We start from the raw sequence: 13,950 nt of genomic DNA on the forward strand, positions 1-13,950 counted from the left end.
ACGGCAGGACTGCGGCGGCCATGATGCCCGGCCAGCTGTGCGAGCGACTGGAGTCCGTAGAACAGCCCTGCGGCATCGGGGGCCGTGAGCGTGATCTTTGTGCGGGAGACGTCGAGACGGTAGCTTTCGGGGGCGCCGTCGCCCGTACGGAGCAGTTCGAGCGCGGGCATGTCGCCGTCGGAGGCCTCGACAAAGGAGGCAGGGAAGAATCCGTCCGCGGCACGCTGCATCCACGCCGCGAGGTCGGCCTTGTCCTGCCCGTCGAGGTCGGTCGTGTAGAGCAGCCTGGCAGGCATACGGAAGGCACCTTCGCCCCACGTCACCTGCTGCGGAGCCGGAATGATACCCGTGGCCGGGCACCCGCCGCCGGCGCACGAAGCAAAGGCGAAAGCGGCAAGGCAAAAAGAGATAAGCGTGATTTTTTTCATAAGGTCTTTAGGTCAGGTACAACAACAAATCGGGATGAACCGGCAAAGCCGGAGGAGGGCGTAACGGGCCACGGCCGGAAGGGCGGCGCCGGGGAACAGGTAGTCGGAGACAACCCGCAGCCGGGAAGCGGAGCGACTCCAGTCGGGAAACCGTCGAAGGACGCGGACAAGCGGCAACCGGTGCAACCCGAGCCCGGAAACCGTTGGAAAACAGGGACAACCGAAAAGCGAACCCGCCGATAGACTGCCCACAAGCCGCCATCCGGGGCGGGTTTGCAGGCCGAAGCAGGGACAGCCCGAAGCAGGAGTATGAAAAAAGGGCCGTGCAACCCGGCTTATGCCGGGGTCGCACGGCCCTTGTCGGTCTATAAGCGGACTAATTCCACTTGGTGTCCATCATCGTCGGATTCGAACTGTCGCCGATGGCATCGTAACCATGGCCCGTAAGGTCGCGCACGATATTGCCGTAACCGCTCTCGTTGGGTTCCCATGCGTTCATGCGCCAGTAGGCGAGCAGCCCGTCGGACGTGGGATCGACATAGTTCATGTTGTTGGCGATCTCGGCCTGCGAAAGAGCCCGTGTCCATACGCGGCACTCGGCGACGTAACCGTTCAGCGTACGGCCGCGGCCATAGGAAGCTCCCAAATGGAACCCTTTCGCGTTGTCGCTCGTAAGGTCGATGGTCTCGCCCTGCGTCTCCACTCCCGTGGCATACTGCCCGTCGATGTAGATATCCCACGACGAACCTGTCCAGACGGCGGCGACATGATACCATTTCTCAAGGCTGAACGGCTTGTCGGAAGCCGCCGGCTGGTAGGAGTCGTGGCAGATCTGGATGCAGTCGGGATCGACCTTCACGTCGCCGAAACGCACGCCGCAAATGCCCTCGATACCCATGATGGAGCTGATGTAAGGATCGCGGGACTGGAAGCCGAGCATGTATACGCGGGCTTCGAGCGTGAGCTGCGGAAGGGCTGCCAGGTCGGAATTCTCCTGGAACGAAGGCACATCGTAGATGTTGCCCGAACCCAGGTAAATCGCCTTGCTGATCACGGGCGTTTTCAGCACGATGAAGAGCGTGCGGCTCGGTTCGAGCACGCTTATTCCGCCGGATACGGTCTTGATGCCCACGGGGACGCAATAGGTCACGCCCTCGGCGAACTCCGAGACGGACGACACCGTGAAGTCGATCGCCGAAGAGGTGTTGTAGCCGGCCAGGATGGTCGTTTCGGTCGAACTCAGGGCGTAGCTTTCCTCGGGCGGAATCTGGTAGTTTTTGCCGTACTTGTCGTTATAGGCAGCCAGCAGTTCGGGCCGCACTTCCAACTGGATCCGCACGTCGTGCTCCATAACCACCGAGGAGGATACGGTGATCGAGGTCTCGGCAGGGGGTTCGTCGATGGTCATTGATTTGTCGGGATTGTTCTGCGCATCGGTCATGTAGATCGCAGGATAGGTCTCCGCGGACTCCTGACAGCCCGTCGCCGCAGCGGCGGCGAACAACAGCGGAGCGACCAAATATTTCAGTTTCATAGTTCTCTTGTTTTAGGTTTAGTTTGCAGGGGCGAAAATCTCGGCCTCGTTCATACTGGTGAAATCGGTTACCCGGCCGACGTATACCCGGAGATAGCGGGCTTTGACGGTCTTCTTGAACTGGAATATCTTCCAGTTGTCGGCCGAGAGTTTGGGCACGAACGAAATTTCATTGGTGAGGCTATACCAGTTGGTGCCGTCCTCGCTGTACTGGAAATCGGTACATTCGGGGTTGGAGTCCTCGTAGTAGATATGCCAGCGGAAGCCGTTGATGTCGTAGGCCTTGTCCAGCGTGATGATGAAGTTGCCGCCGTTCCCCCACGAATAGGACGCATTCGCGGCATACCAGCAGTTGGAGTCGAGCTTGCCGTCGAACATGCAGGCCTTCTGCGCATCGGAATCGAGGTTCCAGACGCCGTTGGCGCCGCTCGAAGCGGTGCCCTGGTAGCAGACGATCGTCCACCCGGAGGCAGGTTCGATCTTCACGCCCGTAAGCGCCGTCGCATCGACGTCGATCTCCATCGCCGACACCGTCAACAGCAGGTAGCGTACCAATGGCTCCTTCGAGGTATAAATATCTTCCGCGGGAAGTTCCACGACGATGGGGATCAGGTAGTAACCCTTCTCGATCCCGGCAGAACTTACGGTAACGGACACCTCGTCGGACAAGAACGCACCGGCTGCCACGCCGAGCGTGCCGAGTGAAACACGCGCGGGGTCGATCGGCTCGTAGGAGGTGCCGTGCTTTTCGTTGTAGGCATCGACCAGCGAATTGTCGATAGCCAGCGGGAACGAAACGTCGGCCGGGGCAGGACGAGCCAGCTCGACCCGGATTTTTTCGTCCACCTCGCCCGTGATGGTACCGTCGTCCCCGACCAGGAACAGGTATTTGGACAAGCCGGTCGAGGTCAGACCGACGATCAGGTCGCCGCCGGCGGGGTTCACATCCTGGATCGCCTCGCGCATATACTTGTAAGGCATCGACGAATTGGCGTACTCATACTCCATGTGATAGGCACCGAAACCGGCGCCGAAACCCTGCGTGGGGTTGAAGCGCGCCATGCCCAGCAGCGAGTTGACCCACTGGCCGTCGCGGCATTCATGCGACACGCCGCCGGTTTTCCAGAGGGACTCGAAGTTCTCGGCGAAGATATACTGCTCGGGCTTCCAGCCTTTCTTATAGGCATCGTCGAAGCGATCCTGCAAATCGGTATAGCCGTAAGAATTATAAGCCTGCACGATGCCGTAGTCGAAGCAGTCGGCCACATCGGCATGCACGGCATAGGGCACGCCGTCGATCATAAGCAGGCGTCCCGTCCCCGACTTGGGGCCGACGTATTTGCTCATGGCCAGGATCAGCTTCCTGAACAGCTCGTTGTCATGTCCCACGAACGGCCCCGAAGCGCCGTAGCCGGGTTCGTAGTCGACGTCGATGCCGTCGTAGCTGTACTTGTCCATCGAGTCCTTGCAGTAGGCTTTGGCGTAGGCCTCGATGGCCTCGTCGGTATATTCGCCGCCGCCGATCTCGGTGAGGAACGGCTCGGGCATCTTGTCCGAGAAGATCGTGAAGGTCACCTTCGTGCCCTTGATCTTCTGCACGAACTCCTTGTCGGCGATCTGCTCGGGGGTCAGCGAATGCCACTGGCTCCAGATGGAGATGATATCCATCGAGTCGGGAGCACTCTGCAGGCGGGTCTGGTAGGATGCGCCGACGGCCGTCCACGAACCGTACCAGCCGAAAGCGATCTTGTGCTTGGTCTTTTTGTATTCGCGCAGGGCCTGGTAGTAGGCATTATCGCGCAGGATGGGCGACTGCTGGTCGGGATGCTGCGTAATTTCACGCTCGGGATCCGTCCAATCCGAACAAGCGACGAAAAAGGCACCCACGATCGCAAGGGCCGCGACGTATTTCAAGAAATTTTTCATCTTTCGTGTTGTTTTTAGGTTCATTATTTCTTATCCCACCAGAGTTTCGTACCGCCGGTATCGGCTCCGCCGAGCAGTGCGGTGGCAGCCGCCACGCCGGCGGCATTGTTCGAGTACTCCGAACGCGGGAAGGTCATACGGCGCACCTGGACGTTGGTATCGACCTTGCCGCCGCTGAGGTTGTTGACGATCGGGATCACCTTGGGGTAGCCCGTGCGGCGGAATTCCGACCAGGCTTCCTGCCCGTTGGGGAACATGGCGATCCACTTCTGCGTGATGATCCGTTCGAGTTTCTCCTCGTCCCCGGCGCCGGCATTCCATTTCGGGGAGACGGACGAAGGTTTCGAAGCGTTGTATTTCGTCGAGGCGGCCGAAGCGTCCTCGAATGCCTGGGGTTCGCTCGCACTCTCGGCATAGGTGGCCGCAGCGGCCGCGGTAAGACCGCGTTCGAGGAACGACAGTTCGATACCCGTCTTGTAGAACGATTCGTCGTCACCACCCATGTCCCAGCCAAGCATGGCGCCTTCGGCCCGCAGGAAAGCGGCCTCGGAAGCGAGGAACCACACGACGGGCGTATCCTTGGCGACGTTGGGCACCGAAAGTCCGGTATAGTCCGCCTTCAGCATCGAGCTGAGACCGCTGCGGACACCGTGGTACTTGCCATCCTCGCAGGTTTTGAAATAGGCCGGCAGGCGCGGATCGGCGTAACCGTTCATATAAGCGTCGATGGTCGCACCCATACGGGTATCGTTATAGGCGTTCCACACCTCTTCGAGCGGATTGTATACCTGTACCGAACCGGAACTCTTGAGCCACGCACCGTCGTCCGAAGCGGTCATCACCCCGTCCCTGACGGCTTCCTCGGCATAGGTCCGGGCAAGCCCGGGTTCGACGAAACGGATGCGCATGGCCATGCGGAGCTTGACCGAGTTGGCCAGCTTGAGCCATTTCGCATAGTCGCCCTGGTAAACGGCGTCGACCTTCTGCAACGGCCTGGCGTCGGCGGCATTGGCCGCATACTCCTTGAGCACCACGATGGCGGCATTCAGATCCGTGAGAAGGTTTTTGTAGACGGTCTCCTGCGATTCGTAGGGGTTTTCGGTCTGGCCGAAATTCGAAACGGGGATCGGGCCGTAGATGTCGGTGGTACGCTGGAGGGCCATCACCTTGATGACCTCGGCAACGGCAAAGACATCGTCGGTAACCTGTCCGTTCTGGTAGGCGTACTTGAGGTTGAGCCATGCAGGCATCACATTGGTGAAAGCCACCGAGAAAGGCACGTTGTTGTAGTCCGTACCGTCGAGGTCGTAAGTACAGGTATAGCTGCCGCCGTTGAAGGCCTGGATCGGGGAGAGATAGCCGCCGAAGGCGTCGCCCATCAGGTTGCAGGCGCGCTGGAACTCGTTGGCCCCCACGTCGCTGCACGGGATCACGGCATCCATTTGCATGGTGGTGATGTAGGTCTTCTTGTCGACCGACTGCACCGCATCGGGATTGGTGTTGAAGGATTCGAAGTCACCGGTACAGGCGGCAAGCGCCGCAGCGGCGAAAAATCCTATTGTATGATTGAATCGTTTCATTGGTCTGAAGTTTTAGAATTGGAGTCTTACGCTGAAGCCGATGGTACGGGCGCTGGGCTGCATGAAATAGTCGAGCCCCTGGTAATAGGTACCCGTGGAAGCGGTGATCTCGGGATCGAACGGCGCCTTGTTGTAGATCATCCACAGGTTGCGGCCGACGAGCGACACGGTCATGCCGATCTTGTCGTTGAACCACCTGGAAGGAAGGTCGTAGCCCAGAGTAAGTTCACGCAGGCGGACGTTGGTCATGCTGTAAACGTAGTGTGAAAGCATCGAAAGCCCGTTGCCGTTGTTGGCGTAGAAGACCCTGGCATCGGGGACTTTCTGATCCTCGGAGATCCAGACACCGCCGTTTTCCCGGGCGTCGGCCGAATCCTGCGAGGCACCCCAGCGATCCATCAGGGCCTGCGTCGCCGAGACGCCCTGGCCGCCGATGCGGGCATCGAACAGCACGCCGAGGTTCACACCCTTGTAGGAGAAGCGGTTGTTCCACCCCAGGCGAAAGCGGGCTTCGGTATTGCCACCGTAAAGCCACGTATTGGGATCGGTGGTGACGGTATTGGTATTGGGGTCGACATAGATGCGTCCCTGGTCGTCGGTCTTGAGCCCCGTCACGTAGAAGTCGCCGATCGAACCGCCTTTTTTGACCTTCATGCGGTAGCCGCCGTAGTCCATGTTCACCTCGTCGACAGTCACCAGGTTACCGGCCACGTCGCGCGTGCCTTCGGGAACCAGCTCCTTCACCTCGTTGCGGTTCATCGAGAAGTTGACATTGGTCGACCACGAGAAGTCGCGCCACTTGTTCTTGTAACCCACGACCGCTTCGATACCCCAGTTGTTGACCTTGCCGGCATTGATATATGCCCGTTTGTAGCCGGTGCTGGGCGGTGCATCGTAGCTAAAAAGCTGGTTGTAGGTGTTGGTATTGTAATAGGTCACGTCCGTCCAGATCTTGTTGCCGAGGAACTTGGCGTTCAGGCCCACTTCGAACGACTTGGTGCGCTCGGGCGTAAGGTTGACAGCCGGGGCATAGGAGTCCGACGAAACGATACCGCCCGTCTGCAAGGGCGTATTGACACCGGTAATAAACCGCTGCGGGGCGTTACCCACCTCGGCATAGGAGGCACGCACCTTGAGGAACGAAATGCCGGCTTTGGAAAGGTCGGCCATCGACGAGATGACGGCCGAAAGGCCCACCGACGGGTAGAATATGTTCATATGGGGCGTGAAGGCCAGCTGCGACGCCCACTCGTTGCGCGCCGTCACGTCGAGGTAGACCATGCCGTTATATCCCAGCTGGGCGGTGGCGTAGACGGCCTGCGTCTGGTCGTGGTAGCGGTCGGCGTAGGGTTTGGTCTGCGAATGGCTCATATCCACGTTGTAGACCGAGAACTTGTTGGCGAGGGTGGCCAGGTGGCCCTCGAAGCCTTCGCCGTCGTTCTTGTCATCGAGGATGCTCGCACCCAGGTTGAACGACAGGGAGAACTTGTCGTCGAAGAAACTCTTGTTGATCGACAGCAGGGCGTCGGCGTAGAGGTTGTTGTGGTGGATCTTGTTGTTCTGGTAGTTGCCGTATTCGGAAGCGAACAGCTTGTCGGACGAGGCATAGATCTTGCGCGTATAGTTCATCACCATGTTATCGGTGCGCACGCGCCCCGTGAGGGTGATCCAGTCGGCAATGTCCCACTTGAGCGTGGCGTTGAACGTATAGCGGTGCGCCGTATTCTCGAACAGCTCGCGGTTGGTAATCCACCAGGGGTTCTCGACGCCGGTGATGAACTCCAGGGGCCAGAACTGCTTCATATAGCCCGCCGTGGCGTCGTAACGCTCGTAAACCTCGTACTTGGAGATGTCGTCGCCGCGCGGGAAAAGGTAAATGGGAATCAGCGGGTTGTGGTAGAGGCCCTGCACGAGCGGGTTACGCTTGTACTGGCGCATGTAGGAAGCGCCCAGGTCGAGCGTCAGCTTGTCCTTGATGAGCTGCGTGGTATTGCGGAAGGTAAAGTTGTACCGGTTGTAGACGTTGTTGGGGATGATGCCGCGCGAATTGAGCGAAGCGGCCGAGAAATAGGACTGGTTCACGCGCGTACCACCCGAAACCGAGATCGCATTGGTCTCCTCGAAGCCGGTCTGGAAGAAATCCGAGGGGTCGTACGAGGTCGGGGTCGAGAGCTTCGTACCCCAGCTCATGGACGGTGCCGTAGCTTCGGTGCCGTAGGTGTTCTGGAACTGCGGCATGACGAACGGCGACGAAAAGGTGGTGTTGTTGGCGTAGTTCACGCGCACACGCCCCTCCTCGCCCTTTTTGGTCGTGATGACGATCACGCCGTTGGCACCCTGCGAACCGTAGAGCGCGGCCGCCGTGGCGCCCGAAAGCACCGTCATGGATTCGATGTCCTCGGGGTTGAGGTTCGAGATACCCTCGAAATCGCCGCCGTCGGGCGTTTCGTAGGTGCCCTCGGTCTGCGACGAACGCAGGTCGGGCATCGGGATACCGTCGATCACATAGAGGGCGTTGTTGTTGCCGCTGATGGACTTCACGCCGCGCATCACCACGCGCGTGGAACCGCCCACGCCCGAGGCGCTGGCGTTGATCTGAAGGCCGGCGACCTTGCCCGAAAGCGAGTTCATGAAGTTGGCGTCCTTGACCGTGTTGACGATGTCGCCCGCGACCTCCTGCACGTTGTAGGTCAGCGCTTTCTCCGACCTTTTGATGCCGAGGGCGGTAACCACCACGGCGTCGAGCACTTCGTTGTCCTCGTGCATGACCACCGACAACGGGGCGGATCCCGAGACGGGAAGCTCCTGTTTGGTATAGCCGATGAGCGAAATTTCGAGCGTGTCCCCCGGTTTGGCCTGCGGAAGCGAGAAATTGCCGTCGATGTCGGCGGCAGCACCGGTTGTCGTACCTTTGATAAGCACGGTGGCGCCGACCAGGGGCATGCCCTTATCGTCCTTTATGACTCCGGTAACGCCGCCCTGAGCGCTGTGGGGGGGGGAATTTTTAGCTTTCTTCGAGAGCACGATGTGTTTGTCCCGAAGGGTATAAGCGATGTCGGAGCCCGCGAAGAGCTTGTCCAACACGGCCTGCAGCGGTTCGTCGTGCACCGAAAGGCTCACTTTGCGGTCGGTGTCGATGTCCGACGTATTGTAGACGAACGAACAGCCCGTCTGCTGCTGGATAGCCTGGAAAACCGTGATGACCGTCGCGTCCGGGGCATCGAGGCTCACACGCGAGAGGGCTTGCTGCGTCTGTGCTGCGGCAGAGGTGGCGCCGAAGCATCCCAGGAGCAGCATCGGGATAACGAACAGACAACGGAAACATGTAGCGACAACACGTCCTCCCCTGCCTGTCGCAAGGTTAGTTTTTTTCATGGATCAGATTTTAGGTTAGTGTAATGGTTAGGTGTCGAAACAGGCCGCCGAAAAGTGCGGCATCCGGGAAAAGAGACGTTAATTTTCCATAGGCGGATCGAAGGTTTTTAAGTTCGTATTCGGTTATCGTTCAGGGTTTGCGTAGAGTTCGATGTCGTTGCCGGCGATCCTGTAATTGAATTTATAGGTCAGTTGCAATACGGACATGATGTGGTAGATGCCGTCCTCGACGCGGAAATTGCCCGAGAAACGCATGTCGCGGAGCCGGGTGTCCATGAAACGGATGTCGACGTTGTAGTAGCGCTTGAGCTCGGCGACGATCTCCCCGAAAGTATCGTGCTCGAAGCAGAATCGACCGTCGATCCAGTTGATCGAGCGTTCGGCCGAGGGGCAGTCGGTCAGGCGCATGGCGTGCGTCCGGGTGTCGAAAACCAGCTGCTGCGCGGGGTGCAGGCGCACCGAGGCCTGCTCGCGTCCCGAAGCATAGGCCTTGACGGCGCCTTCGAGCAGGACGGTGGTGACACGATGCTCGTTGTCGTCGTTGCGGATGTTGAAACGTGTGCCGAGGACTTCGACGTCCAGGCCGTTGGTCGACACGACGAACGGCGCCCGGCGGTCGTGCTCGACCTCGAAATAGGCTTCACCCTCCATCTTCACGCGGCGCTGGCGCGAAAAGAAGGGGGCGACGTACTCCACGCTGCTCGACGAATTGAGCCACACCTTCGTCCCGTCGGGCAGCACCACCTGCGACCGCTCGCCCAGCTGGGTGACGACGGTCACGGGCTGCGCCAGGCGCTTGGAAAGCAACACGGTCGTGAGCCCGCCGGCCAGGAGCACCGCGGCGATCACGGCCGCAGCGGCTATACGCACCGCGCTCCGGCGCAGGGAGATACGGCGTCCGGCGTGCATGCGGCGCTTGAACTGCCGGAGCGAACGCTCGACGTCGATACCGGCCGCGTCGTTGATACGGTCGCTGACATATAATATATAATAGACCTGGCCGAGCATCCTGCGGTTTGCGGCCGAGCGGTCGTACCACGCCTCTACGGCCGCCGCCTGCGCTGCGTCCAGCTCGCCCTTGAGGAAGGCTACCAATACCTCTTCGTCGATTTCGAAATTTGCCATGCTGTTTGCTTGTCTATAAAGTAATACAATCCGTCAGCAAAGGATGCTAACGGAACGGCGAAAAAAAATTCAGATTTCCTTATCAGGAGAGGTCAGGCCACAGCAACAGCACGAGCAGCGGCCAGTAATCGCTGAGCTCTTCGCGCAGCAGGCGAACCGTCTGCCCGATACGGTAATTGACCGTCTGCGGGGAGACGTTGAGGCGGGCGGCTATTTCTTTGTGGGTCATACCTTCCAGGCGGTGCATACGGAAGGTCTGCCGGAATTCAGGAGGCATTTTGTGCAGAGCTTCGGTCAGCCGCTGCACCAGTTCACCCTCGAGGTAGAAATCGGGGTCGTCGAACGTCTCTTCGTAGCGTTCGGCCAGCTGGCGGATGATGCGGTTCTTGAGCGTGTCGCGCGAGGCGCTGTTTAGCGACTTGTTCTTTACGATGGTGAACAGCAGCGATTTGAGCGGCATCTCGGGGATCAGCGAGGTGCGGTTTTCCCACACCCACATCAGGGTGTCCTGGACGAGTTCCTCGGCGCGTACCGGCGGCACGAAGCGCGTGGCGTAGGTGCAGAGCGGTTTGTAATAGCGGCGGAAAAGCGCATCGAAACATTTTTCATCCCCCGCACGGAGCAATCCGACAACCGTGCGGTTGTCGTGTATGTCGATCGTATGCGCGTTATCTGCCATCGGCCGGTATATTCTTCGGGCCCGCCGCCCCGAAGAACGGCGGAGGGACAAAGCAAAAATACAACTTTATCCAATATTTGCAAAAAAGATTCCGTACAGGGCATACAGTGCGCCCGAACGGAGTATGCCGGAGGGAAACCGCGGAACCGGCGCGGGCAACGCCGTGTCCGGCGGCAGGGAAGGCGGAGGCCGGGGACGGCGGCGTATTGCCGCCGCCTCGGGGAGCACCCTGCCGCCCGGCGGGAATGCGTCACGGCACAGGCCGGGAAGCAGGGCGCGGCATGGACGCGAATACCATGGCGGCAAGCCGGGATATTCCCGGCTTATGTCCGGAAATCGCAACCGCGGAGCGGGAATCCGCCGAATTTTATTACCTTTGCGGGGCAGGCCCGCCCTGTCGCTGCCGGCCGAGGCCGGGAGAGGAAAGTCCGGGCAACACAGAGCACCGCGCAAGCTAACGACTTGATATCCGTGAGGGTATAGGAGCGTAACAGAGAACGACCGCCCGCAGGGGATTTCCGTAATCCCGGCGGGTAAGGGTGAAAAGGCGGGGTAAGAGCCCACCGCGGGGGCAGCGATGCCGTCCGGCAGTACGTCTCGCGGGTTGCAAGACCGTGTATACCGGCAATTAAGGGTTGCTCGCCCGATGCCGGGGGGTAGGTTGCTTGAGACGGCAGGAGACTGCCGCCCTAGATAAATGACAGGGGCCCGGGGTTCGCCCCGGGAACAGAACCCGGCTTACAGGGCCTGCACGTACGGGGATGCCGCCAAAAAGCGGCATCCCCTTTTTCGGGCCGCTACCGCAACGGGACGGACGGCGGGAGCGGGAGCAGTACCCGGGGAAGCAGAGAAGCCCGGGAAAGAAAAACGCAGAAGGACGGGCATTCCATGCGGCAGGCATCGGCAGCATGGCATTTTTTTTGACGTATCGCCCGCCGATGGCGACCCTCGGCGAACATATCCGGCAAAGCAACGCTTACAAATGGTGGATCCTGGGCATGATCATGCTCGGGACGTTCATGGCCGTGCTGGACGTGACGGTAGTCAACGTCGGGCTGCCGGCCATCATGTCGGCTTTCGGCATCGGCATCTCGACGGCCGAATGGGTCATCACCGCCTACATGATCACCATGACCGTCATGCTCCCCTCGGCGGGTTGGTTCGCCGACCGCTTCGGGAACAAACGCATCTATATCCTGGGGCTGGCGCTCTTCACGCTCGGGTCGTGGCTCTGCGGCAAAGCCCCGGGCGACCTGTTTCTGATCGGGGCACGCGCCCTGCAAGGCGTCGGCAGCGGCATCATCCAGTCGCTGGGACTGGCGATCGTGACCCGCGAATTCCGCCCCGAGCAGCGCGGCCTGGCGCTCGGCCTGTGGGCAATGGCCGCCGCCGCGTCGATCTCGTTCGGCCCCCTGCTGGGCGGCTACCTGGTCGACGCATACAGCTGGCACCGGATTTTCGACGTGAACGTCCCCGTGGGGGTGTTCGCCATCTTGCTGGCGCTCTTCATCCAGAAGGAGTGGAAAAGCCCGGCGCGGCACCCGTTCGACTGGCGGGGATTCGTGGCCATCGCGCTCTTCATGCCGCTGGCGATCTACGCGCTGGCGCGGGGCAACTCGCCGACCAACCACGACGGCTGGGCGTCGCCCACGGTGATCGGCTGTTTCGCCGTGGCGGCCGTGGCGCTCGCCTACTTCGTCCGCACGGAGCTGCGCAGCCCGGCGCCGCTGCTGCAATTGCGCCTGCTCGGGGAGCGCAACTTCGGGGTTTCGATGGCCGTGCTGACGCTCTTCTCGATCGGCATGCTGGGCGGCACCTACCTGCTGCCGCTCTACATGCAGCGCGGGCTGGGCTACACGGCGCTGACGGCCGGGAGCGTATTCCTGCCCGTGGGGCTCATACAAGGAGTGCTGTCGGCCGTATCGGGTTACCTCACGCGCTATGTCAAACCCCTGCTGCTCGCGGCGGCGGGCATCCTGCTGCTGGCGACGAGCTTTTGGCTGGCCAGCCGTTTCACGCTCCACACCACCCACCGGCACATCCTCTTCGTGCTCTACATCCGCGGGCTGGGCATGGGGCTCACGTTCGCCCCGCTGAACTTCTTTTCGCTGCGGAACCTCACGCAGCACGACATGGCCGCTGCGGCGGGTATCTCGAACAGCATCAAACAGTTGGCTGGAAGCGTCGGCATCGCCATCCTGACAGCCGTTTACTCGGCCCGGACGGCTTTCCATGCGGCGCACGAAACGGTATCGGCCTCCCAAACCTATGTCGAGGGGGTGACCGACGCGCTGGGCGTAGTGACATGGCTGACCCTCGCGGCCGGGCTGCCGCTGCTGTGGGTATTCCGCAAAAAACGAAAGAAAACGCCGGCAGGAAACCCGGGAGCAGCCGGGGAGGCCGGGGAAAGTTAAACCGGGAAAGCTGGGACGGCCGAACCGAAGAACCGGGTAAGCCAAGCCAACGCGCCGGGAGCCAAAACGGGAAGCCGGGAGAGGCACAAAGCCGGGAGGAGCAGAACCGGGAAGGCGGGGAAGGCCGGACAGGTGTATGCCGGGGCGCCGGATCGGCAACGGACGGCTACATCAGCCCCATGCGCCTGCGGGCGAAAGGCATGACCCAGGCCGGGGACTGTTGCCGCGCGAGCAGGTCGCGCATGTATTCCATATAGGGTTCGACGTGGCGGAAATAACGTTTCAGCCCCTCGCAGAGTGAATTCTTGGGGCTGCCGTCGGCCCCGCGGGCGAAACGGTGCTTGGGACATTCGCCCCGGCAGGCGAAATAGTAGTTGCACCGCAGACATTCGGCGGGCAGCGTGTTGCGTTTGTCCAGCCCGAATTCGCGGCGTTTCTGCGAGCGGTAGAGCTCGGCAAGGGGCGTCTCACGGATATTGCCCAGCCTGTACCCGGGGTAGACGAAATGGTCGCACGGGTAGACGTCGCCGTTGTGCTCGACGACCAGCGCGTCGCCGCACGTCTCACCCATCGAGCAGACGCCCGGCCGCACACCGCACCACTGCGCCAGCGAGGCGTCGAACAACTGCACGAAACAGCGCCCCACGTCGCTTACGACCCACTCATCGAACACATCGCACAGGAAACGCCCGTAGCCTTCGGCCGAGACCGACCAGCCGGCCAGCCGCGCTCCTTCATGTCCGGGCGGGACGATCAGCGGACGGTGGTGTCCCGGTTTGCCGACGACGTGTTCGACGGCGGGCAGGAACTGCATGAAGCGGCTGTGCACCTCGTCGCGGAAGAAGCGGTAGATCTCCCCGCCGCGCCCCTCGCAGCACCGGTTCACGAC

Annotated in this window: 9 protein-coding genes and 1 other RNA gene; 2 read left to right on the forward strand and 8 right to left on the reverse strand. The window is 60.8% G+C overall.

Going from position 1 to position 13,950, the window contains the following annotated elements; genetic code table 11:
- The 7 genes from QVP03_RS09415 to QVP03_RS09445 form a co-directional block, all read right to left on the reverse strand.
- Positions 1–428, reverse strand: a 428-nt coding sequence (locus QVP03_RS09415; RefSeq protein ID WP_288210738.1) for a glycoside hydrolase family 20 zincin-like fold domain-containing protein, incomplete at its 3' end; no start/stop codon positions are given.
- Positions 429–804: 376 nt separating this feature from the next.
- Positions 805–1,962, reverse strand: coding sequence for a DUF1735 and LamG domain-containing protein (locus tag QVP03_RS09420; RefSeq protein ID WP_022333222.1), 1,158 nt, complete (start codon positions 1,960–1,962; stop codon positions 805–807).
- An 18-nt stretch (positions 1,963–1,980) separates the two neighbouring features.
- Positions 1,981–3,888: a glycoside hydrolase family 18 gene (locus QVP03_RS09425; protein WP_022333223.1), complete on the reverse strand. Its 1,908-nt coding sequence runs from the start codon at positions 3,886–3,888 to the stop codon at positions 1,981–1,983.
- A 23-nt stretch (positions 3,889–3,911) separates the two neighbouring features.
- Positions 3,912–5,468, reverse strand: a complete 1,557-nt coding sequence (locus tag QVP03_RS09430; protein WP_022333224.1) for a SusD/RagB family nutrient-binding outer membrane lipoprotein — start codon at positions 5,466–5,468, stop codon at positions 3,912–3,914.
- A 12-nt stretch (positions 5,469–5,480) separates the two neighbouring features.
- A complete protein-coding gene (locus QVP03_RS09435; RefSeq protein WP_022333225.1) occupies positions 5,481–8,843 on the reverse strand; it encodes a SusC/RagA family TonB-linked outer membrane protein in 3,363 nt (1,120 codons plus the stop codon).
- 123 nt (positions 8,844–8,966) lie between these two features.
- A complete protein-coding gene (locus tag QVP03_RS09440) occupies positions 8,967–9,968 on the reverse strand; it encodes a FecR family protein (RefSeq protein WP_022333226.1) in 1,002 nt (333 codons plus the stop codon).
- An 82-nt stretch (positions 9,969–10,050) separates the two neighbouring features.
- On the reverse strand, positions 10,051–10,647 hold the full coding sequence (locus QVP03_RS09445) for an RNA polymerase sigma-70 factor (protein ID WP_022333227.1): 597 nt from the start codon (positions 10,645–10,647) through the stop codon (positions 10,051–10,053).
- A gap of 381 nt (positions 10,648–11,028) precedes the next feature.
- On the opposite strand from QVP03_RS09445, the gene rnpB reads away from it, so the two are divergent.
- Positions 11,029–11,404, forward strand: an RNA gene (rnpB, locus tag QVP03_RS09450) — RNase P RNA component class A.
- A gap of 181 nt (positions 11,405–11,585) precedes the next feature.
- Complete coding sequence (locus tag QVP03_RS09455) at positions 11,586–13,061, forward strand: DHA2 family efflux MFS transporter permease subunit (RefSeq protein WP_022333228.1); 1,476 nt, start codon at positions 11,586–11,588, stop codon at positions 13,059–13,061.
- A 166-nt stretch (positions 13,062–13,227) separates the two neighbouring features.
- On the opposite strand, the gene QVP03_RS09460 is transcribed toward QVP03_RS09455, so the two are convergent.
- Positions 13,228–13,950, reverse strand: a 723-nt coding sequence (locus QVP03_RS09460) for an SPASM domain-containing protein (protein WP_288210739.1), incomplete at its 5' end; no start/stop codon positions are given.

It is taken from the genome of Alistipes sp. CAG:29 (genome assembly GCF_000435435.1).
Taxonomy (GTDB): Bacteria; Bacteroidota; Bacteroidia; order Bacteroidales; family Rikenellaceae; genus Alistipes; species Alistipes onderdonkii.

Bases quoted from the DNA above. Each gene is read 5' to 3' on its own strand.
- QVP03_RS09420 (WP_022333222.1), bottom strand. From the start codon at position 1,962: ATGAAACTGAAATATTTGGTCGCTCCGCTGTTGTTCGCCGCCGCTGCG.
- QVP03_RS09425 (WP_022333223.1), bottom strand. From the start codon at position 3,888: ATGAAAAATTTCTTGAAATACGTCGCGGCCCTTGCGATCGTGGGTGCC.
- QVP03_RS09430 (WP_022333224.1), bottom strand. From the start codon at position 5,468: ATGAAACGATTCAATCATACAATAGGATTTTTCGCCGCTGCGGCGCTT.
- QVP03_RS09435 (WP_022333225.1), bottom strand. From the start codon at position 8,843: ATGAAAAAAACTAACCTTGCGACAGGCAGGGGAGGACGTGTTGTCGCT.
- QVP03_RS09440 (WP_022333226.1), bottom strand. From the start codon at position 9,968: ATGGCAAATTTCGAAATCGACGAAGAGGTATTGGTAGCCTTCCTCAAG.
- QVP03_RS09445 (WP_022333227.1), bottom strand. From the start codon at position 10,647: ATGGCAGATAACGCGCATACGATCGACATACACGACAACCGCACGGTT.
- QVP03_RS09455 (WP_022333228.1), top strand. From the start codon at position 11,586: ATGGCGACCCTCGGCGAACATATCCGGCAAAGCAACGCTTACAAATGG.